At 34.1% G+C, this 21,068-nt stretch carries 18 protein-coding genes; 5 read left to right on the forward strand and 13 right to left on the reverse strand.

Going from position 1 to position 21,068, the window contains the following annotated elements; all coding sequences use genetic code 11:
• Positions 1-238 precede the first annotated feature (238 nt).
• From FLACOL7796_RS04695 to FLACOL7796_RS04715, 5 genes are all read right to left on the reverse strand, one after another.
• Positions 239-565, reverse strand: coding sequence for an MGMT family protein (locus FLACOL7796_RS04695; RefSeq protein ID WP_173969677.1), 327 nt, complete (start codon positions 563-565; stop codon positions 239-241).
• A 107-nt stretch (positions 566-672) separates the two neighbouring features.
• A complete protein-coding gene (locus FLACOL7796_RS04700; RefSeq protein WP_173969678.1) occupies positions 673-1,308 on the reverse strand; it encodes a LysE family transporter in 636 nt (211 codons plus the stop codon).
• A 40-nt stretch (positions 1,309-1,348) separates the two neighbouring features.
• Positions 1,349-2,026 (reverse strand): tRNA (guanosine(46)-N7)-methyltransferase TrmB, encoded by a 678-nt coding sequence (gene trmB / locus FLACOL7796_RS04705; RefSeq protein ID WP_042563416.1) that lies wholly within the window; start codon positions 2,024-2,026, stop codon positions 1,349-1,351.
• Between the two features lie 374 nt (positions 2,027-2,400).
• The gene (locus tag FLACOL7796_RS04710) at positions 2,401-3,783 is read right to left on the reverse strand and encodes an ammonium transporter (RefSeq protein ID WP_173969679.1); all 1,383 of its coding nucleotides are present in this window, start codon (positions 3,781-3,783) and stop codon (positions 2,401-2,403) included.
• Positions 3,784-4,045: 262 nt separating this feature from the next.
• On the reverse strand, positions 4,046-4,537 hold the full coding sequence (locus tag FLACOL7796_RS04715; RefSeq protein ID WP_173969680.1) for a nuclear transport factor 2 family protein: 492 nt from the start codon (positions 4,535-4,537) through the stop codon (positions 4,046-4,048).
• 430 nt (positions 4,538-4,967) lie between these two features.
• Here FLACOL7796_RS04715 and FLACOL7796_RS04720 point away from each other — a divergent pair, with 430 nt between their 5' ends.
• Positions 4,968-5,615: a hypothetical protein gene (locus FLACOL7796_RS04720; protein ID WP_173969681.1), complete on the forward strand. Its 648-nt coding sequence runs from the start codon at positions 4,968-4,970 to the stop codon at positions 5,613-5,615.
• A gap of 355 nt (positions 5,616-5,970) precedes the next feature.
• On the opposite strand, the gene wrbA is transcribed toward FLACOL7796_RS04720, so the two are convergent.
• Positions 5,971-7,134, reverse strand: a complete 1,164-nt coding sequence (gene wrbA, locus FLACOL7796_RS04725; protein WP_173969682.1) for an NAD(P)H:quinone oxidoreductase — start codon at positions 7,132-7,134, stop codon at positions 5,971-5,973.
• 638 nt (positions 7,135-7,772) lie between these two features.
• Here wrbA and FLACOL7796_RS04730 point away from each other — a divergent pair.
• Positions 7,773-8,429, forward strand: a complete 657-nt coding sequence (locus FLACOL7796_RS04730) for an oxidoreductase (RefSeq protein WP_173969683.1) — start codon at positions 7,773-7,775, stop codon at positions 8,427-8,429.
• A gap of 162 nt (positions 8,430-8,591) precedes the next feature.
• Here FLACOL7796_RS04730 and FLACOL7796_RS04735 read toward each other — a convergent pair whose 3' ends face one another.
• The gene (locus FLACOL7796_RS04735) at positions 8,592-8,906 is read right to left on the reverse strand and encodes an HPF/RaiA family ribosome-associated protein (RefSeq protein WP_173969684.1); all 315 of its coding nucleotides are present in this window, start codon (positions 8,904-8,906) and stop codon (positions 8,592-8,594) included.
• A 524-nt stretch (positions 8,907-9,430) separates the two neighbouring features.
• On the opposite strand from FLACOL7796_RS04735, the gene FLACOL7796_RS04740 reads away from it, so the two are divergent.
• Positions 9,431-9,664, forward strand: a complete 234-nt coding sequence (locus tag FLACOL7796_RS04740) for a hypothetical protein (protein ID WP_173969685.1) — start codon at positions 9,431-9,433, stop codon at positions 9,662-9,664.
• Between the two features lie 353 nt (positions 9,665-10,017).
• On the opposite strand, the gene FLACOL7796_RS04745 is transcribed toward FLACOL7796_RS04740, so the two are convergent.
• From FLACOL7796_RS04745 to FLACOL7796_RS04755, 3 genes are all read right to left on the reverse strand, one after another.
• Entirely contained in the window at positions 10,018-13,170 is a 3,153-nt protein-coding gene (locus FLACOL7796_RS04745; protein ID WP_173969686.1) for a DUF3427 domain-containing protein, read from the reverse strand.
• The gene (locus FLACOL7796_RS04750; RefSeq protein WP_173969687.1) at positions 13,167-13,562 is read right to left on the reverse strand and encodes a (deoxy)nucleoside triphosphate pyrophosphohydrolase; all 396 of its coding nucleotides are present in this window, start codon (positions 13,560-13,562) and stop codon (positions 13,167-13,169) included. The genes FLACOL7796_RS04745 and FLACOL7796_RS04750 overlap by 4 nt, the downstream gene beginning before the upstream one ends.
• Before the next feature lie 95 nt (positions 13,563-13,657).
• Positions 13,658-14,131: a hypothetical protein gene (locus tag FLACOL7796_RS04755; RefSeq protein ID WP_173969688.1), complete on the reverse strand. Its 474-nt coding sequence runs from the start codon at positions 14,129-14,131 to the stop codon at positions 13,658-13,660.
• A gap of 214 nt (positions 14,132-14,345) precedes the next feature.
• Between FLACOL7796_RS04755 and FLACOL7796_RS04760 the strand changes: the two genes are divergently transcribed.
• Positions 14,346-14,624 carry a hypothetical protein gene (locus FLACOL7796_RS04760; RefSeq protein WP_173969689.1) on the forward strand — a complete coding sequence of 93 codons (279 nt, stop codon included), beginning with the start codon at positions 14,346-14,348 and terminating at the stop codon, positions 14,622-14,624.
• A gap of 271 nt (positions 14,625-14,895) precedes the next feature.
• On the opposite strand, the gene FLACOL7796_RS04765 is transcribed toward FLACOL7796_RS04760, so the two are convergent.
• Positions 14,896-17,361: an AsmA family protein gene (locus FLACOL7796_RS04765; RefSeq protein WP_173969690.1), complete on the reverse strand. Its 2,466-nt coding sequence runs from the start codon at positions 17,359-17,361 to the stop codon at positions 14,896-14,898.
• Between the two features lie 243 nt (positions 17,362-17,604).
• Here FLACOL7796_RS04765 and trxA point away from each other — a divergent pair, with 243 nt between their 5' ends.
• Complete coding sequence (gene trxA, locus FLACOL7796_RS04770; RefSeq protein WP_041516662.1) at positions 17,605-17,922, forward strand: thioredoxin; 318 nt, start codon at positions 17,605-17,607, stop codon at positions 17,920-17,922.
• A gap of 319 nt (positions 17,923-18,241) precedes the next feature.
• Here the strand turns inward: trxA and FLACOL7796_RS04775 are convergent, their stop codons facing one another.
• Both FLACOL7796_RS04775 and FLACOL7796_RS04780 read right to left on the reverse strand, forming a co-directional pair.
• Positions 18,242-20,332, reverse strand: a complete 2,091-nt coding sequence (locus FLACOL7796_RS04775) for an ATP-binding protein (protein WP_173969691.1) — start codon at positions 20,330-20,332, stop codon at positions 18,242-18,244.
• A complete protein-coding gene (locus FLACOL7796_RS04780) occupies positions 20,329-21,036 on the reverse strand; it encodes a LytR/AlgR family response regulator transcription factor (RefSeq protein WP_173969692.1) in 708 nt (235 codons plus the stop codon). The genes FLACOL7796_RS04775 and FLACOL7796_RS04780 overlap by 4 nt, the downstream gene beginning before the upstream one ends.
• Positions 21,037-21,068 lie beyond the last annotated feature (32 nt).

Raw genomic sequence — 21,068 nt, forward strand, 5'->3', positions numbered from 1 at the left:
ATGAGTCACGAACTCGCAGGAACGAACAGTTTACTTTTGCTTCCTTTCTCAATCATAAATTTAATTAAATTTCAAAAAACAAATCTAAAGGAGGAACGAGGGTTCTCCGTTGGTAGCTCGACAAAGATTGAAAACCTTGCTTGCGGAATTTCTTGCGGAGATCCCTCGTTCCTCGGGATGACAAACTAGACGAATAGAAAGAAGTTGAACTTATATAACTTATATGGTTCAAAAACCTTTAAAATTCAATTTCAGGTGTCCAAAAGTGTTTTTCGAGATCTATAATTTGATTATCAACTACTTCAATACCTTCGCTTTCTAAAAGTTGTTGCATTAAATTCGTTCCGTCAAAATGGTGTTTTCCGGTCAAGAGGCCTTTTTTGTTTACGACTCTGTGCGCAGGAATGTCATCCATATTATGGCAGGCGTTCATTGCCCAGCCTACCATTCGGGCAGAACGAGACGTTCCTAAAGCCTTTGCAATTGCGCCATAAGAAGTTACTTTTCCGTATGGAATTTGTCTGGCGATTGTATAAACCCTTTCAAAAAAATTATCTTCAGCCATGTTTTCTGCCACAGATTAAAGGATTAAAAATGATTTTACTTTAGTTCGTAAATTTTAAGTTTTATGCAGATTAAAATTAAAAATCATTTAATCTGCTACAGATATTTTTACCCAAAATAGTAATTCAAAATATTAAAAAGTGTAGCAATAGCAATGATTCCAGTGATACTACCAATAATAGTATTCATGTTTCGCATGATATAATCGGTCTTCTTTTCTATTCTCCCAAAGAAACCAATGTAACTGTATAAAGCGGCAAACGAGCCCAAAACAGATCCGAATACAAAAGTAAAAATAATGTTGTTTTCGAATGCAAAAAGATGGTACGAAGCCAGCGTAACGCTCACTACAACATAATACGGAATAGGGAAAAAGTTCAGGCCGGAAAGTAACATTCCTAAAAAGAAACGGCTTTTTTTGCTGCTCTTTTTAATCTTCGATTTCTTGGCTTTAGGTTCTTTTGCGATAAACAAAAAGTAGATCGTAAGAATAGAAAAAATAGCAAACCCAACCTCGCGTAATAACGTAACCACATCAGGGCGATTATCAATTACCTGAGCAAATAAAACCGCAAGTGAAACCTGAAAAAAGATCACTAAAACGGCACCGGCAACAAACCAAAGGGCGTTCTTTTTCCCCTCTTTCATGTTTACTTTAGCTGCTGTCATATTGATTAATCCCGGCGGAATAATCCCAATGAAAGCGGCAATAAAACCTGAAAGTAATGGGGTAAGTAATGCCATTCAGTTATTTAATGGGTTTGAAAAAGTGTTTAAAATTAAATTAGTCTTTAATTTTAAAGCGAATATACGTAATTGCCTTGTTAATTTCTAAATATTGTTTCTCGTAAAAAGTCTGAAAAGCAGTAACTTCTTCTGGACTTCCTTCGTTTGTATATACGTTATGGTTGGCATATAAAACCTCGTGTCCTTCACCGTGAAGCAATCCAAGAGTATAACCGTGCATGAATTCGCTGTCGGTTTTAAGATTTACGACACCGTCTTTTTTAAGGATTTTTTTATACAATTTCAAAAACTCCGAATTCGTCATTCTGTGTTTTGTTCTTTTGTATTTAATTTGCGGATCCGGAAAAGTAATCCAGATTTCGTCTACTTCATTTTCATTAAAAATATGGTCGATCAATTCGATTTGAGTACGAATAAAAGCCACATTATGAAGCCCTGTTTCTACAGCAGTTTTTGCACCTCTCCAGAAACGAGCTCCTTTAATATCGATACCGATAAAATTTTTGTTAGGATATCTTTCTGCTAATCCAACAGAATATTCTCCTTTTCCACATCCTAATTCTAAAACTAATGGATTATCATTTTTAAAGAAATCAGAGTTCCATTTCCCTTTCAAAGGCATTAAATCGCCTACAACTTCTTCTCTGGTTGGTTGAAAAACGTTTTCAAACGTTTCGTTTTCTCTGAATCTTTTTAGTTTATTTTTACTTCCCACTTTTACAAAAATTTTCAGCAAAATTAAGGAATATAAACGAATGAAAATAGCCGAATTAGGTTTAAAGTTTTTTTGTCCCGAATTCGATGAATTGGTGCTAATTTTTTGCCACAGATTACACGGATTAAAAAGATTTTTTAAAATACTCTTTTAGGAGTTGAATGTCGGTAGAAAATTAGATTAGTACACCCAATAAAAATGTTCGGTAGGAACTAAAGTGGTTAAGTTTTTAGCCACGAATTTCACGAATTTCCACGAATCAATTTAGCTAGATAGCAGAAAAAATTAGTGAAAATTAGTGTAATTCGTGGCAAACTATTTTTTAACACAGTCAAAGAAATCATTTTAATCTCTACAATCTGTGGCAAAAAAAATTACCCGTAATGCGCCTCAGTAATAGGTTTTAATTTAGGATCAAGTGTTTCATCATGTTGAGACAAATCAAGACCAATATGTTCGTTTTCTTCAGAAACACGAAGCGGGATTATAAAGTTCGTTACTTTAAACAAGAAATAAGCTCCGAAGAAAGTAAAGATAGAAACCAAAACTAAAGCCATCATATGGTGACCGAAAACATTCCATCCACCGTGAAGTAAACTTGCATCTTCGCCATGAGCAAAAATCGCAGTCAGGATCATTCCCATAATTCCGCCAACACCGTGACAGGCAAAAACATCAAGTGTATCATCAAATCGTTTAGAGAAACGGCAATTTACAACCGAGTTAGAAACCAAAGCCGTGATGAAACCGAAAAACATACTTTCAGGAACCGATACAAATCCCGCAGCAGGCGTTATAGCAACTAAACCTACAACAGCCCCGATACAAGCACCAAGCGCCGAAACTTTTCTACCATTCATTCTATCAAAGAAAACCCAGGTTAACATTGCAGCGGCAGATGATGTTGTGGTTGTGGCAAAAGCCATGGCAGCAGTTCCGTTGGCCGCAAGAGCCGAACCAGCGTTAAAACCAAACCATCCAAACCATAACATTCCCGTTCCTAATAATACAAACGGAATATTGGTTGGTATATGAGCACTATTTTTTCTTTTTCCTAAAACCAAAACTCCGGCAAGAGCAGCAAAACCTGAACTCATGTGCACGACAGTTCCTCCGGCGAAATCTTTCACACCAAAATAACTTCCTAAAACACCTGTAGGATACCAAACCGAATGGCACAAAGGCGCATAAATAAAAATGGTAAACAAACTAATGAATAGTAAATACGATATAAAGCGAACGCGCTCTGCAAACGAACCCGTAATAATTGCTGGAGCAATAATCGCAAATTTCATCTGAAACAACGCAAACAACATAAACGGAATCGTGCTTGCTAATTCTTTATGAGGCAAAACGCCCACATAATCCATAAAAGCAAAAGTGGTAGGATTACCAAAAAAGCTATAAAAATGCTCTCCGGAACCAAAACCTACAGGATCGCCAAAGGCCAGACTAAAACCCACAACAACCCATAAAAGCGTTACAACGCCCAAACAAATAAAACTTTGCAACATGGTCGAAATCACATTTTTTCGGCCTACCATTCCACCGTAAAAAAAAGATAATCCCGGCGTCATGATCAAAACCAGACAGCAGGAAGTTAACATCCAGGCAACATCGGCAGGAACGATATGATCTGTTGTTCCAAATTCAGATAATACATAACTATTTTCAGTAACTGTTGGCCAAAACGCGCCCGTAATACAAACAATACTTATAATAATAAAGGAAATGATCCAGCGTTTTTCTATTTTCATTTTTCAAATACTTTATTTAACCCTATTTTTTTTGGGGTCAAAGTTAAAAAAAAATAAAGATTTTGATTTTAAGGGCTAATAAAATAGAGGTCGATCTTTTATTTTAGTCAATTTTGTAAAATTCGATCCATTTTTTTGAGAGTATGTTATTTTCAACTTCTAATTTACGGATAAAATTGCCAATTGTATTATAATTAATTTGATATACAACGCCGTAAAGCGCTAGAAAAGTTAGGATTATAAGAACAAAGTTCGAAAATGTTTATTTTTTCTGAAGCTTCGCAATCAAAACGTCTTCGATAGGCGCTTTTATTTTGATCACCGCATCCACTTCGTCATTAGGAATTGTCATCGATAAAACATAATGCTGAATCTTCCATTCTTTCCCCACCTTAACCAAAACACCAGAACCGCGACAAATTTTCATTTGCGTATTTAGCAATTCATCAAACCAGGCAATTTTTCCGGTTTTATCAAAAAAGACATGACGTTCCAGAGCCTTAAAATTCCAGGTTGTTCCTTTATCAAAAAACGGTTTTGCCCAAACTTTAAAATCTTTTTTAGTCCAGTTTTCGGTAGCGTCAGTTCCAATAAAAATTCCGTCTTCGGCAATCAGATTAAAGTAATCGTCAAATTTTACCTCGCCCGCAGCCTTATGCCAGGCATCGATCGTTTGGTTGACTTTGTCTTTTTCAGACGTTTGTGCATTGGCAAATGAGGCAACAAATAATAAAAGTAGAATTGATTTTTTCATGAGAGGTTTTGTTTTGGATTTAAAGTTAGGGAATTTTCCAACCATATAAGTGATGTAAGTTCATTGCAAGTATTATAAATAATTAATCTCGCAAAGGCGCAGAGTCGCAAAGTTTTTATTTTAGAGCCACATATGAAAAAGATTCAAATTGATTTAGTTTCGCGCAGATGATAACAGATTAAATTTATAAAATTCTCTGCGTTCATCTGCTTAAATTTTTTTAAATCTGCGTGAAACAAAAACTTTGCGCCTTTGCGAGATTCTCAATGCTGAAATTAAAAAACTTAAAACAAATCCCACTAAGTCAAAGAAAAACCAAAAACTTTGCGCCTCTGCGCCTTTGCGAGATTAAATGAAAAAGCAATACAAATCTTATATTACTTATATGGTGAAATCTTACTATATTTGAGTGCTTTAAAATCGATACATCATGAATCCAAAAATACTTATCACCTCAATATTTGTTACTTCCTTAGTTTTAACCTCTTGCAAGAAAGAATTAGAACCGCAGGAAAACACACCAACATCCGAATTGGTTAAACTAGGATTAGCAAAAGACACGACAAAAACACCGTCGGTAGTTCAAAATCCTGCTACGAATCCTAACACCGTAATGAGCGATACAAAAGGAATAAATCCCGCTCACGGACAACCCGGACATCGTTGCGATATTGCAGTTGGCGCGCCATTAAATTCGGCTCCCGCACAGCAAGGCCAAACTGCGACACAAACATCGCAGCCAGTACAAGTAAATGCAGGCCAGCAACAAGTAGTAACTACAACAGCTACTCCTGTAAAAGTGGCCAAAGGAATGAATCCGGCACACGGACAACCAGGTCACAGATGTGATATTCCGGTAGGATCACCTTTAAACTCTCCTGTAGCAAAACCTGCGACCAATACAGCACAAAGCGGAACAACATCGCAAAACTTTACCGTTACGCCGCCACCGGCAAATAATGCAGTTCCGGCCTTATTAAGCACCGAAGAAGCAGTAGCAGACGGAATGAATCCAGCGCACGGAAAACCCGGACATCGTTGCGATATCGCCGTTGGAGCTCCATTACCAAAATCATAATAATTACGTCAGTAATCTGGGCGTGCCACCAATAAAAAAAGGGGCCAACTATGCAAATCGCTTAGTCGGCCCCTTTCTTTATTGCTGTCGGGCTATCCACTCCGCCGCGGCGGATAGCTTCTATCCCTCACGCGAAACAGTTTTCAGTTTCAGTTTTTAGTGTACTCTTGTCATTCTGAGCAAAGTCGAAATGTCATTTTAATATAAGTAACGTTCCAATTTTCCGTAGAGACGCACAGCAGTGCTTCTAACATTTTTAAATACAATCTCTTTGCGATCTCAAAGCAAAGCATAATTCACAAAACTTCGCGACCTTTGCGTAATCCTTTGTGCCCTTTGCGGTAAAATCTCCTCTTTATTCAATTTCAAAAATCGCCTGAATTTCTACAGCCGAATTTATAGGTAACGAAGCCGCACCAATTGTTGCTCTCGCGTGTTTTCCTTTTTCACCAAAAACCAAAGCCGTCAAATTCGAAGCCGAATTCATAAGAGCGGCATGTTGTGTATATTCCGGAGTAGTATTAAAATATCCTGTCAGTTGCACGCATTGTTTTACCTTGTTCAAATCGCCTCCGCAAGCCTCTTTCAAAACTGCAATAACATTTAGCATCGTTTGATACGTTGCTTCTTTCGCCTGATCTTCTGTAACCGTTGCGCCAACTTTTCCCGGATTTAAAATCTTTCCGTCTTTCAGCGCCACCTGATTAATATATACTTTATGATCCGAAATCGTAAACGGAACGTAATTTCCAACCGGTTTAGGAGCTTCAGGAAGTACGATATTATTGTCTTTTAAAGTTTTGTTGATATCCATTTTAGTTTCTGTAGATGTTGTTTTTACAGACTTTATATTCTCTGTATTTTTCAATCCCGAAGCCACTCTTGCCAAAGCCTTTCCTTGTTCTTTAGCCAAATTCAATTCGCTTTGAGAAGGGCGGGGTCCAACAGGCGATCCAGCCAGCGAAGTTGCGCCAAACGGAGTATTTCCTTGCGGAACTGTTTTGTCTAAAGTTGCCATTCCCATAATTCCGGTGGGTACAATCACCATTCCGTGTGACGCAAGAATATTCCAAAAAGATAAAATCGCCGCTTCTTTTCCTGCTCCGGATCCAGCCGACATAAATACGGTTGTTGGTTTTCCTTCTAAAGCTCTCGAAGTCCAAAGCGGAATACTCTGGCTGAAAAAGTAATTCATATCAGCGCTAATATTTGCAAAATGAACCGGGCTTCCAAAAGCGATTCCGTCATAATTGGCCAATTCTTCGATATTTGCAATTGGTAATTTCTCGACGTCAGCATTTAGTTTTTCTTTTGTGTTTATAGAAGGAACACGTTTTAAAGTCGCTTTAGTATTCGGATATTCCTGAATTCCCTCGGCAATAGCTTTTGCCATTTTATAAGTTCCGCCGCTTTGAGAATAGATCAAAACCAGCACATTTGTTTCAGATGATTTTACTTGCGCATTTGCGCCAAAGCCTATAAATACTGCGATTAATAATACGAGTAGTTGCTTTTTCATGAGGGTAATTTTTAATAATTTGTAATGGATAATCTCAATTAAGAAACTCGGTTTATTTCAAAAACCAGGTTCCTCTTTTGGGATTGCAAAATTACTTCTTACAATATCAAAAAGCGTTATTATTATCTTAATTAAGGTTTTTTGATATAATTTATTTTAAATTCCATCAATACGAATATTTATAAAAAACATCAAAGCAATATATGTAGAGCTCCAGCGGAGCGTTATATCTATAGAAAATAAAAATATACGTCAACAAAACCCCATCGGGGTGACATATCGAATCGTGCAAAAAAAATATGTCGCTCCGCTGGAGCTGGATTATAATTGCGTGTACTAAATTAGCTATAGATATAACGCTCCGCTGGAGCTTTATATTAAAAAAGATTAGAAAAAATCTGCTTTATCTGCAAAATCTGCGAGAAAATATTTAGCACATAGAAAGAGATTAAAAGTTATAGTATTCGGGGCAAAATTTTCTCTCTACGAACTATGTTTAAATGATATGTCATTTATTTTTACCTTTTTCTAAAGTAATAAAATCTATGTTTCTATGTGTTTAAAAACTCAGCTCAAAAAGTTTATTTATAAAGTAGTCCTATAATTTTCTAACTTCGAGGAAACAAATCGCCTTACTTATGAAAAAAGCAATTGTATACGGAGCAAGCGGATTAGTAGGATCTTATATTCTGGAAACTTTACTCAATAATACCAATTATGAACAAATTGTAATTGTAGTTAGAAAAGAGCTAAATATTAAACATCCAAAACTAAAAACGCTAATTGGTGATTTTAATACATTGCCAGAAGTCGTAAAGGACATTCATGTAGATGAGGTTTTTATCGCGCTTGGAACAACACAAAAGAAAACACCCGATAAAAAACGCTATTATCAAATCGATCATGATTATCCCATTCTGGCTGCAAAACTGGCAAAAGAAAACGGAGCAAAATCAGTCTTTTTAGTTTCGGCAATTGGCGCTAATGCAAAATCTTCGATATTTTATACCAGAATGAAAGGCGAAACCGAACAAGATATTATCAATTTGAATCTTGATCATACGTATATCTTTCGTTCATCGATGATTTTAGGAGACCGGAAAGAAAGCCGGCCTCTGGAAAAAGTATTTATCGGAATTTTTAAATTCATCAATCCGTTATTTGTTGGAGGAACAAATAAATACAAAGGAATCGAAGCAAGCGATATCGCCAATGCAATGGTAAAAAGTGCCAACACGCTAAACGAGAAAGTCAAAATATTGCATTGGGAAGAAATGACCGCTTTACTCAAATAATACCAATTTATTTATGTTTTAGTCCAATGTTTTCCGGTATAATGCCGATGTAATATGAAAATAGTACAATGTAATTGGACTATATTGAATATACAATCGCTAAAAAAATGGCATTATCAGGATTAGAGATAATGCCATTTTTAGATTTTGATACTATATAAATTAATGCGCTTTCATTTTTTCGAAAGTCGTAGTAAGTGATTTTTTTGCTTTTGCAAGAGCGCCGCTAAAAGCTTTTTCAAGCGTATCAGCGTGGTCTGTTACGGTTAAGGGTTGTAAGTTGGCAATACGAACTTCGATCACACATTTTTTATCATTTAGGCTAAATTTTTCACCGTTTTCATCTCCAAAATGTACTTCAATGCGGGTTATTTTTTCTTCAAAACGAGCTAAACCTTTTTCTAATTCTTCAGAAAAATAAGCTGCTAATCTTTCGTGTCCTTCGATGTTCTTGTCGGTATTGATTTGAATTTTCATATCGGTTTATATTTAATGATTATTCTCAAAGCTATCTTTTTTAGAATGAAAAGCCAAGTGAGTTAATAAAACATTAAGAAAATAATTCCAGTTTTTTTAAAGGTGAATTTGCGATTCTATAAAGCGAAAATTCGGTTTAGTTTGTCATTTCGAACGAAGAGAGAAATCACACAAGAAACTCCGCAAAGTTTGTCCTTTAAGAAAATAAAAGCATACCAAATTTGTCAAGCTGAGCGAAGTCGAAATTGTCAGGCTGAACTTCCCGATTCCGAAACTTCGGGACGGGAGAAGCCCCCCGCAACAATAAGCCCCAAAAATCGATACCCTTTTAAATTGCTAAAGAAAACCCGCACAAATGAAGTGATTTTTGGTATCTTCGCAGTCCTAAACATCGAGATTATGAACACAACAAAAATTTTTGCCCGTATGGTACGCTGGCGGTATTGGAAACAACTGCAACGTGTTCTCGAAAGACGTAGGACAGCTAACCCATACGGGTTTTATATTTCCTAAATTTCGAGATTATGAGTACAAACACCCTTTCAAAAGAAACCCAATTGCGGTTAACTGATTTCTTCAGCAAATCAATTGATCCCGAAACGATGGCAAAAAACATCCGCAAAGTAAATTACATGCTTGCCTTAAGCATGATGCGAGATTGTGAAACCCTCGAAACCGAAAAAATAAATCTGGAACAAGGTTTCTATTGGCTAAACGAATTAGCCGAAATTTTAAATCCTTATCTGGATGTTGAATAAGTAAGAATGAGAAAAGCCACTGCGAATAGTGGCTTTTTTTATTTTGTGGTTTGCTTTTTCTGCCTGCCTTATAATTACGAAGAATTGTCAGGCTGAGCGAAGTCGAAGCCCCGCACCAATTATCAAACTTATCTTTCTGTAATTGCCTTTTGACAATTCAGATTCTTTTAATTTTAAATTTTGTTATGTGATCGCAAATATCACATTTAACAAAACTATTATCATCGACAAACATATCTATTTCAATTTCGTACTCACAAACAGGACAATTGTAAATAACGTCTATAATTTTTATAGGTGGATTAAGTACAGTTGGAATTTCTAAGATTGAATGTTCTATCATGTTTTCTAAATTAACCTATTGACATTTTTGCAGATTCTGTCCAAAGATAATTTGGTATTGGTTCGTTTAATTCCCATTGTATATTCATTGGTTTTGAACCTTCTGTTTCTTTAAAAATACCTTCTCCAATAAAAACATATCCAATTGTGTTTTTATTTTCATCTTTGTCTTTTTCTCTAATAAAAAGTAATATTTTTTTATTGTTTTCAAGATGGTTTATGTACGAAACCCCTTTACTAGTTTCTGGGCCATAAGCATTATGTGATTGCCAATGAAATAACGTTTCGCTTATAGCATAATCCTCATACATAGTTGTAGGAGAAAAATTTTCTTCGGATTTAATCAAATTAATAAAAAGTATTTCTGTGTTTAAACTTTTATTTTCTGCTGCGCCTTCTCGATTAGATGATTTTTTATCAAATGTACTTAAACGGAAAGCTGCTAATATTTGATCTCTCGTATATCTAGCATGTAATTTTAATGGTTGTTTATAAGGTAATTGAATATCAATTTCTTTAAAACCAATTTTATCAATTAATATCTCTAGGACTTCTATAATCTCATTCACAAGAGTTTTATTTTTTCCTATCTGAATTATACTTTTCTCTAAAGAATCAAATCCTCCAGCATTTTGCCAAACATCATAATGCAACATTAAAAGCATGGTTTTTTGATTTTCTTCGAAATCATCAATTCTTATATTAAAACCTTTTTTTGCAATCATTAAAATGAAATTGAAATAGCTAGTAGAATTGGTTGATAACCACTTATTCTTAATAGCTGAATAAATCTGTTTTTCATTTATACTTTCAAGATCTTTTATCATTCCAGCTTTTTGACATAAACTAGACCATGTTTCTTTTTTAGAGTAGATTGTTTCAATTGGGATATGATAAAATTCAATAAAATTATTTAAGGTTAAAGGTAAATTAGTTTGATGTTGAAAATTTGTGATTTTATTTGTTAATTGGCTTGCATTTAGTGATGTAGCTTTTTTAATATTTTGTAGAATTGTCTCTTTTGTTTTTTTCTCCAGAACAATAGAACAACCTAAAGGTAAATGTGGAAAATCATCTTCAATCTCTTTTTGAACAGAAGTTGTTGTTTTACCTATTAAAGCTCTAAACTTACTTTCGAAATCATATTCAGGTCTTGAATTTCCAACAAAATCTAAAACAGTCAAACAATCTTTTCCTTCAGATAAACGTAAACCACGACCTAATTGCTGAAGAAAAACAGTTAAACTTTCTGTTGGTCTTAAAAACAAAACGGTATCAATTTCAGGAATATCTACACCTTCATTAAAAATGTCAACGACAAATAAATAATTGAACTCCTTTTTCTTGAATTCTTCTCTAATTTTGTCTCTTTCATTTGCATTTTTAGATGTTAAGTAATTTGCTTTTAATCCTGCCAAATTAAATTTTTCAGTCATAAAAATAGCATGTTCAACGGTTACACAAAAACCTATTGCACGAACATCATTTATATCATTAACGTATTTATTAAGATTTGTAATTATCTCCCCAACACGAATATCGTTTTTAGTATATAAGGCTGTTAATTCGCTTGCGACATATTTACCTTTTTCCCATTTTACATTTGTCAAATCAATACTATCAGTAATTCCAAAATATTGAAAAGGACATAATAGTTGTTTATTTAATGCTTCAGGAAGTCTAATTTCTGCAGCAATACGGTCACAGAAATCATCGAGGATGTTTTCGTTATCCATTCTTTCTGGAGTTGCAGTTAATCCTAATAAGATCTTAGGTTTAAAGTAATTTAGAAAAGGTCTATAACTTGAAGCTGATCCATGATGAGCTTCATCAAGAATAATAAAGTCGTAATAGTCTGGAGAAAGTTTTAAATCCTTTAATCGATTATTTAAAGTTTGTACGGACACAAAAAGATATTCGTTAGAATTAGGTTCAATTCCATCAACCCATAAATCTCCAAAATTATTATCTTTTAAAACACCTTGAAAAGTCGCTTTTGCTTGTTGTAGAATTTCTTTTCTGTGTGCTACAAAAAGAAGCTTAGATGATTTATTATTAGTTCTAAAGTTTTTGTAATCAAATGCAGATATTACTGTTTTTCCTGTTCCAGTTGCAGCTACCAAAAGATTTCTATATCTATTATGAACTATTCTTTCAACTTCTAGTTTTTCAAGAATCTCTTTTTGATAAGGAAAAGGTTTAATATCAAAATAAGCCGTAGTAAAAGTATATTCTTTTGAAAATCTGCCTTGTTTAAGAGCATCAACTAATTTTTCGGAATGGATGTTTTCATCATATAATTCAAAGTCTGCATTTTGCCAATACGCCTCAAATGTTTTTTTAAATTTATCAATGATATGCCCAACTTCTTTGGTGGTAACTTTAAGATTCCATTCGAGTCCGTCTGTTAAAGCTGAACGAGAAAAATTTGAAGAACCAATATAGCCAGTATGAAATCCTGTATTTCTTTGAAACAAATAAGCTTTTGCATGTAAACGCTCATTTCCCGTATTGTACGAAACCTTTACTTCTGTGTTTTCTAATGATGCCAAGAATTCAACTGCTTTCGAATCTGTTGCACCAATATATGTAGTTGTAATTACTCTTAGTTTTCCGCCTCTTTCAGTAAATTCTCTTAATTCACGTTCAAGGATTCGAATACCTTTCCATTTAATAAATGAAACTAATAAATCGATTTTATCTGAAGATAATATCTCTTTTCGTAATTCACTTTCTAAAGTTGTCCCTGCATTTCCTCCAGTAAAAAGCTCGCTATGAATTAGTCTAGTGTATGGCGTAATTTCTTTTAAATGTAGATCTAAGTCTTTAAAATGAGCATCGACTTTTGTAAAAACAGCGGTCAATATTTTTCCTTCTGTTTCAATTAAATCACCTTCAAATTCTGCTTTATCTAATTCATCTCTTAAGAATTGAATTATTTTATTCGAAATTTTTATTTGATTATCTATTAAGTCAATTTCTTTTTGTTTAGGTAAATTTTCTAAAGCATATTTGATGACTTTGCCAATATGTTGTGATAATAATTGAGATGCTTCTGCTTTGTCTATTGAAGTTTTTTTTATTTGAAATGTATCTTTATCTAATTCGTTTATTTTGTAGTTTATCAGTTTGGTAACTAATTCTTCGTATAATCCTTGGTTCATATTTCAAGTTTTAAAAATTCTTCAACGATTGGTAAATCTGCTTCTGCCCAATCAAGGTTTGATAATTGTGATCTTTCTAGTAATCTGTAATCTTTATGTTCTGCTAGTTTGATTTCACCTGAAATATACTGAACTAAGAAAGGAATTAAATTGATTTTAAAAGTACCGTAATCATGAATGTTATTTGATAATTTTTGTAATATTTCGATATTTATATTTATTTCTTCTTTAATTTCTCTTTTGATACAATCCGTTTCATTTTCATTAAATTCTAATTTTCCACCAGGAAACTCCCATTTTAAAGGTAATTTCATCTTTTCACTTCTTTGCGCTACGAGAATTTTTTTATCTTTTAAAATAATTGCACAAGTAACGTTTATGATTTTAGACATTTTTAATAATGCAATAAATGATTTATAAATACTAATTTGATAAGGAAGTTTAATATTAGTGAAATATAATCACATTAACTATTCTTATTAATTTTTTAAGAATTAAGATCTTCAGGATAACTAATATTAAAATAATTTTCAAAAGCCTTACAAAGTAAATCCTTGTCTATTTCAAATAATTCTTTCCTAACATCCCAATCTTTGATATATTTTTCATCACTTTCGCTAATTTCTTCTCCATAAAGTTTTCGAGTTAAAATGTCGCTTAACAAAACGCTGTTGCAATGATAATACTTTGGATAATATTTCTCAATGAATGCCCAATAATCAAATTTATCGTCATCTTCTTTTTCTTCTTTGTTATCTTTCTCTTCGAATTCTTTAATTACTTCGAATTCTAACCAACCCATTGCTTCACCAATTCCTTTGTAAAATGCATTTCTTTCGACCCAAGTTTCGAAAGTGTACTTTTTTAAATTGATTATTTTTTCACAATCATTTAAAGTTTCATTATTATGATATTTCCTTATTTGATCTTTTCCGAAAATTATTTGTGCTACATATTTCATTTTTTGTAACGAATTTTATTAGTAACCTAAATCATGATTTCAAATGTAACTGTTAGATGATAATTGACCCGCGTACAATTGGCCTCATTAAATAATAGTTTTCAATTTTCTCCATAAAAAAACGCCAATCATTTCTGACTGGCGTTGTTAAGATTATAGAAAAGAAAATATCTTTGAGGTAATTGTTTAATTTCAATTCTAAATCACGAAGAACATGATAAATAAAAGAAATAAAATAATTGCGATATTAATCATTCTTGTCAATATCTATATTATTCCTGTTTCCGTTTCGATAATTGTTTCAAATGGTGGACCTGCGGGTGCTTCTTACTGGATTTTGCCATTTAGTATTTTAATCAATCTATTTTTTGTGCCAGCAATATTATCGTTTAAAAAGAATTTTGAACAACGAGTTTCAAAAATTAATGAGATAGGAATTGCAATGATTGGTTTGATATTTATTTTGGGAATTTTACTGATGTACTTTTTTTAAATAGATATTGAACAAGATAAACTTCTCATGAAAACCAAAACCCCTAGCCCTGATGGGAACGGCATCCTTTTGTGGTGGTCCCGAAGCCTCGGGACGGCACAAAAGATATAGTGGACAGCAGGAAATAGCTCCTAAAAAGTTAAATTACAATATTTTAAATTACAAATTCCAAGTCGTAAAAGCTCTTCGACTTCGCTCAGAGTGACAAATCTTTGTCGAGTTTCTTTTGTGATTGCTTTCGCCACGGCGAACAGGTCTTTCCTCGCAATGACTATTTCTCCTTCTTCCCCCATTTAATTTTCATTTTTCCATCATCGCTATCCAAGGCAATTAGATGCAGGACAATTCCGCGGTCACGAACGGCGTCGCGTTCGGCTTTGGTGGCGAGTTTGATGTCGTTTTTAGAGTTTCGGAGGGGGATGGTGAGGGCGAGATTGGTGCCTCGGCCAAAGGAATAAACGCCTTCGGCATCGAGGTTTAAAACGCTGGAACTAATGGTGAAATTATTCACATCGACTTGTTCTCCGCGTAATTTGAGATTGCCGGATAAATCGCTGAAAGTGATATTCTTGACATCGCGAAACGGAAAGGCAAATTTGCCAATTTTTACGATAGGCTCAAAGTTGAGCAAAGCGCCCTGATTGACATTGAAAGTCAGATTACCGTGCATAGAATTGGTAATTAACTCGCCATTGCTGTTAATAAATCCGGTAACATTGGCCTGACTGCTGAGTTTTCCTTTTATATTATGCGGACTAAAAGAGGTAACGCCAAAGTTGTTGAACGACTTTAAGAAACTCGCAATATCAACCCGATTTACCTGCGCGTTTGAACTAAAAGCAAAGTTTTTTCCGCTTGGTTTTACTTCGCTGTTAAACGTAATGCTTCCGCCGGAAGTTTGCAGCGAACCGTTTTTAATGACCAATTTCGAGTCGATCATTTGCACGGTTGCGGTAGTATGGGTTGCGGTTAGTTTGTTGTAGTTTATTTTGTCGGCTTTGATGTCGATAACTACAGAACATTTGTCGATTGCGGTTCTTATTTGATTCGACATTGTAGGCTTTTTGTTGGTTTTGGCAACGGCTTTAGTTTTTTGCGATGAGGCCAAAACGCCTAGAAATTGTTTGAGGTCAAGATTGGGAAAGTAAATATTCCAGTTTACGACCATTTTTTCGGGAGCATCATAATATAAGTTCAGGAAATTATTGATTTTTCCGTCGATGATAATGGTGTTTTTATTGTGTTTATAAGTGATTTTTTTGATCAGCAAAGCTTGCTCTGTAAAGTCAAGCTGAATGTTTACTTTTTCGGCATGTACTTTTTTGGGAATAAAATCAAACGACGTATTTTCAACATTTACATTACCAATAAATTTGGGTTTGTTGATGTATAAATCGACAATATCAAACTGAAATTTCAGGTTGGCTTTGGCATGACCTTCGGTAAACTGAATCCATTTGTCGTTGCTTATCTGGTTGAGTTTGGTAACATCAAAATCAGAATTTACGGTTCCGGTTGCCAATGGTTTTTCGAGATTATTGATCGACAATTGCGGAATGGTAAGCGGAATATTCTCATACTCGCCCGCAAATTTCGTTAAGATAATGGCCGAATTGGCGTCGTTGTATCCGTCTTTTGGTTTGAAATTATTGGTAAAAATTCCTTTAAAATGACATTTTTTAATTAATCCGTCCGGAATGCTGAGTTCGTTGTCTTTTATGATAGCCTGAACCACAATTCTGGGATCTCCCTCGGCATTAAAATCGCCTTTTATATCGCAATTTACATCGATAGGCTGACTTAGATTAAAGCGATTTAGTTTAGAACTAATGTTTCCGGATAATAAATTAGAAGCATTTTGCCATAAAATAGTAGTCCCAATATTGATTCCGAATAGGGCATTTCCTTTGGCTAAATTAAAAAAGGCAATAATATCAAAACCGTCTGTGCCTATTTTTAGATTTTTGGTTACAACGTCTATTCGTTCTTTTTGTGAGGCATACGAAACATTAAAAGTTCCGGTAAGTTGTTTTTCCTTGGCAAAACTTCCGTGTACGGTATTAAAGGCCAAACTCTTGATTTTAGTATCCAGAAAAACATCGGTTTGCCAATTGTCGCCATCGTAATCTACTTTGGTTTTTAAACTGGCAACATCAAAATCAAATAATTTATGACCAAGGCGATTGTCTAAAATAAAGTGAACATTGTTGAGGTCGACCTGATCAATTGTAGTTTCTCTGTCGGATTTATTTTCGGGAGTTTTCTTCTTTTTAGGTTTAAAAATATCAGCGTTCGAGTAACCATCTTCGGCTTTATAAACATAAATATCGGCGTCGTTTATGAGGATTTTATGAATGTTGATTTCGTTTTGGAGTAAGTTCCAAACATTCAGACGTACTTCGATTTCTTTGGTTTTTAATAAAGTATGTTTGTGCGTTGCCCATTGATTGTCTTTGAGTTCAACATCTTTTAAGGCCAAAGTAAAGTTGGGAAAACCGGTTAGAAATTTATAATGAAAATCGCCAATATGAAATTTTCCGTTAATGTTTTCGTTGATTTTTGTATTGATTTTGGCGATGATTTCGGTTTTATTTTGATTGAAATAAATCGATAATCCACCACAGGCAAGTAATAACAACGCAATAAGTCCTAATACGAAAAAGCCAAAGCGTTTTGCATATTTTTTAAATCGAACCGATTGAAAGAAGTTTTTTATGTGGTGTAAATTTGCTGTCATCTCGAAGAATTTTCCGGATTACTAAAGATAAGGTAAAAAATCGAGCTTATTTTAAAAAGATGTGCTGCAATATATGTAAGTTATAACTTATTTTATAAAAACATGGGAATCGTATAATAAATGACAATGCATTTATAATTAAAACTAATTTAAGAATGGTGTTTGATTAGTATTTAATTTTTAAATTTGTACTCTAGTTTGAAACGAAACAATTCAGACAATAATTTTAAAAGATAAGAAATTATGGCATTAGCAATAACAGATGCTACTTTTGATGAAGTAGTTTTGAAATCAGATAAACCAGTAATGGTAGATTTTTGGGCAGCATGGTGCGGTCCTTGTAGAATGGTTGGTCCAATCATTGACCAAATCAGCGAAGAATACGCAGGTAAAGTAGTTGTTGGTAAAGTGGATGTAGATGCTAACCAGGAATTCGCTGCAAAATATGGTGTGCGTAACATACCTACCGTTTTGGTTTTTCATAACGGTGAAGTAGTAGGAAAACAAGTAGGAGTTGCTCCGAAACAAACCTACGCAGATAGTTTAGACGCTTTGTTGTAATCGTAAGATTATGATTTATATAAAAAAGGTTTGGCGAAAGTCAAGCCTTTTTTATTTGTGTTTTTTTGCCACAGATTAAAAAGGATTTTTTTGCCACGAATTTCACGAATTAGCACGAATTACTTTGAGCTTAAATTCAATTTTACTAATTAAAATGTGGGTTGTTTTTACCGCAAATTTCACAAATTTCCGCGAATTATTTATTTTGATATTGCTCAAAAAAGTTAGCCACAGATTAAAAGATTTTCACAGATTATAAAATCATTTTAATCCTTTTAATCTGTGGCAGAAAAACAGACTGAATTTTAATTCGTGCTAATTAGTGTAATTCGTGGCAAACTTTTATCGTAAAGGTAGTTCCTGAATCGTGTTGAGATTTGACTTCGATTTTGCAATTTATGGCTGTGGCCAAATCACGAATCAAATGCAATCCTAAACCGGATTTGATCCCGATGACTTCTGAGTCGTCGTATAAGGCTTTAAATTGTTCCTGAGTTCCGCCGGGACCGTTATCTGAAATGGAAAGATATTGAACGTCGTTTTCCTGCCATGCTTTCCAGATTATTTTTCCGTTTGTGGTTTTGTCGAGGGCTTTTATGGCATTTCCGGTTAGGTTTCTGATGATGGTTTTAAGGTAATTTTCATCGGTGTTTAAGATAAGGTTTTCAGGGTTTTCGAATGAAATTTGGATGTTTTCGATACCTGAAAAATGATTCTTTATTTCCTTAAAAATAACATCTACAGTAATTTCTTTAAAATGAGGTTTAAAGTTCTCCATTTGGCCTTTGCTCCATAATAAAATATCTTCCATGGATGATAATAAATTTTCGGCTCCCGTAATAACTTTGGTTTGCATTCGTGCGGCCATTTCTTCGTCAATCAATTCAGGACTTTCTTTTTGAAGATGCAGAAAGTGAATTAAATTCGAAACAGGACTTCGCAAATCGTGATTTAAAATACTAAAAAAACGTGCTTTTATTTTATTGGCTTCGTCCAATTCCTGATTCAAAAGCTGTAATTTCTCATTGGTTTTTTTTCGGTTTTGGTTTTGTTTGAACAATAATAAAACGATAATCCCCACGAGAATTAATCCCGAAATTAGAAAAATACGCTGCTTTTTGGCTTCATCAATCTGAATGTTTTTAAGCGTGTTTTGAGTCGAAAGATTCTTGATTTCCTGTCCTTTTGTTTTATTTTGGTAACGCGCCTCGGCATTGGCAATATTTTGCTTCGCTGATTCCTGCATCATTTCGTCATTCGATTTACTGTAGATTTCGTTATAATAAAATGCGTCTTTCCAAAGTCCTAATGCGGCATAACTTTGAGATAGTTTTTTATTGATGTTTACAAACGATTCTTTGTCGTAAGTCAGCGCATTTTTTGATGCTTTTTTTAAGGTTTCGATGGCTTTTTTATATTCTCCTTTCTCGTATAAAACCCTTCCCATTACGGCATTGGCTTCCATAATTATATCCTGATCATTCGATTTTTGTCCTAATAAAACCGCTTTTTTAGCATAACTAAAGGCGGTGTTTATCTGACCTTCATTCGCATAATATTCAGATACGCTTCTGTTGGCGAAACTTAGATTTAGAAACAACGAATCTTTTTTAGACGGAAAGGTATAAGCCAGATTGTAATATTTTTGAATGCTGTCGAGATTCTTTAAAGGAACAAAACATTGTAAATAATAATTGCATGAAAAAGCACTGATATAAGGCGAAGTTTTGATGTAAGGCTGGGCGTAATTAAGATATTCAATGGCTTTGTTGTATTGTTTCATTTTGGTATACGCCGCCGCAATCTGACTATACGAAACGCCAATCGTTTCATCGTTTGCTACCGTTTTTTTGAGCAGTTTTTTGTAGTTAATAGCTTTTAGCTGATAACTAATAAAGGTTTCATATTGTGCATTATCGAGATAATATTCGCCAAGACTTCCGTAAAGAACCGATTTTGTATACGTACTTTTTGTAGTGTCAACCACTTGTTTGATATAAGTAATTAATTCTTTTCTTTTTAAAGTCTCATTCAGCGCATAATAGGCATAACTAAGGCGCATCAAAATCGAAGTTTCATTTTTAAGATGTCTGGCTTTCTGTGCAAATTTCAAGGCAATTTCGTAGTTAATCGATGCCTCTTTGGTCTGGTTATTATTGAATTCGTAAGCGTTTCCTTTTAAAAAATAAAACCTTGATTTGTAGGCCAACTGATCTTTAGAAAGTTCTATTCCTTTTTGTGCGGCAACGATTAGTTTGGGATAATCTTCGGTATCTAATACTTCGTTGGTGTACTTTAGCCAGGCTTTTAGTTTTTCGGGTTGGGTTTTGTATTTTGCTAAAATAGGTTCCTGCTGTGCAAAAACAGTTAAGTTGATGAATAGCAAAAACAAGAACCCTGTTTTTTTCATGAGAAGAGGTTTAGGTTTTCTTTATAACTTCTTCCTATGGGAATCGCAACATTATTATTTAAAATAATTTCGGTTGAATTGATCTTTTGGATAAACTGTTTCTGAACGGCATAACTTCGATGAATTCTAATAAAAGACTGAAAATGATCTTCTTTTAATAAATTACCAATACTCGATAAAACGCAATGTCTTTTTTTATCGGTTATCACAAGCGTATAATCTTTTAGTGCTTCGAGATAGAGAATTTCGTGCAGTTTTACTTTTGTTTGTTCGTGACCTTCTTTAATATAAATGGTATCGCCGCCAATACTGGCTTCAAAAAGAGAAGCTTTGAGTTTGATTTCCATAAACTCCTCAATTCGGCTTACTGTTTGTGAAAAGCGATCGAGTTTTAGAGGTTTTACAATAAAATCAAGCGTTTCTATTTCGAAACTTTCTACAGCATGTTCAGGATGCGCGGTTATAAAAATACAAACCGGAATTTCTAAGGCTTTTTTCCGAAACTCAATTCCGTTTAAACCCGGCATATCAATATCCAGAAACAAAATATCGACTTTTTGTTCGTCGATAAACAGAAGTGCATCTTCAGCCGATTCAAAAACACCCAAAATATCCAGAACAGGAAACTTTTTGGCAAACGATAACACCGTAAGTCTGTCTATTTCGTCGTCGTCAACAATAATACAAGTGTATTTTTTTGTCATTTGATTCGGTTTTTATGTCGTCTGTCTATTTA

The organism is Flavobacterium bizetiae (assembly GCF_902804475.1).
GTDB lineage: Bacteria > Bacteroidota > Bacteroidia > Flavobacteriales > Flavobacteriaceae > Flavobacterium > Flavobacterium bizetiae.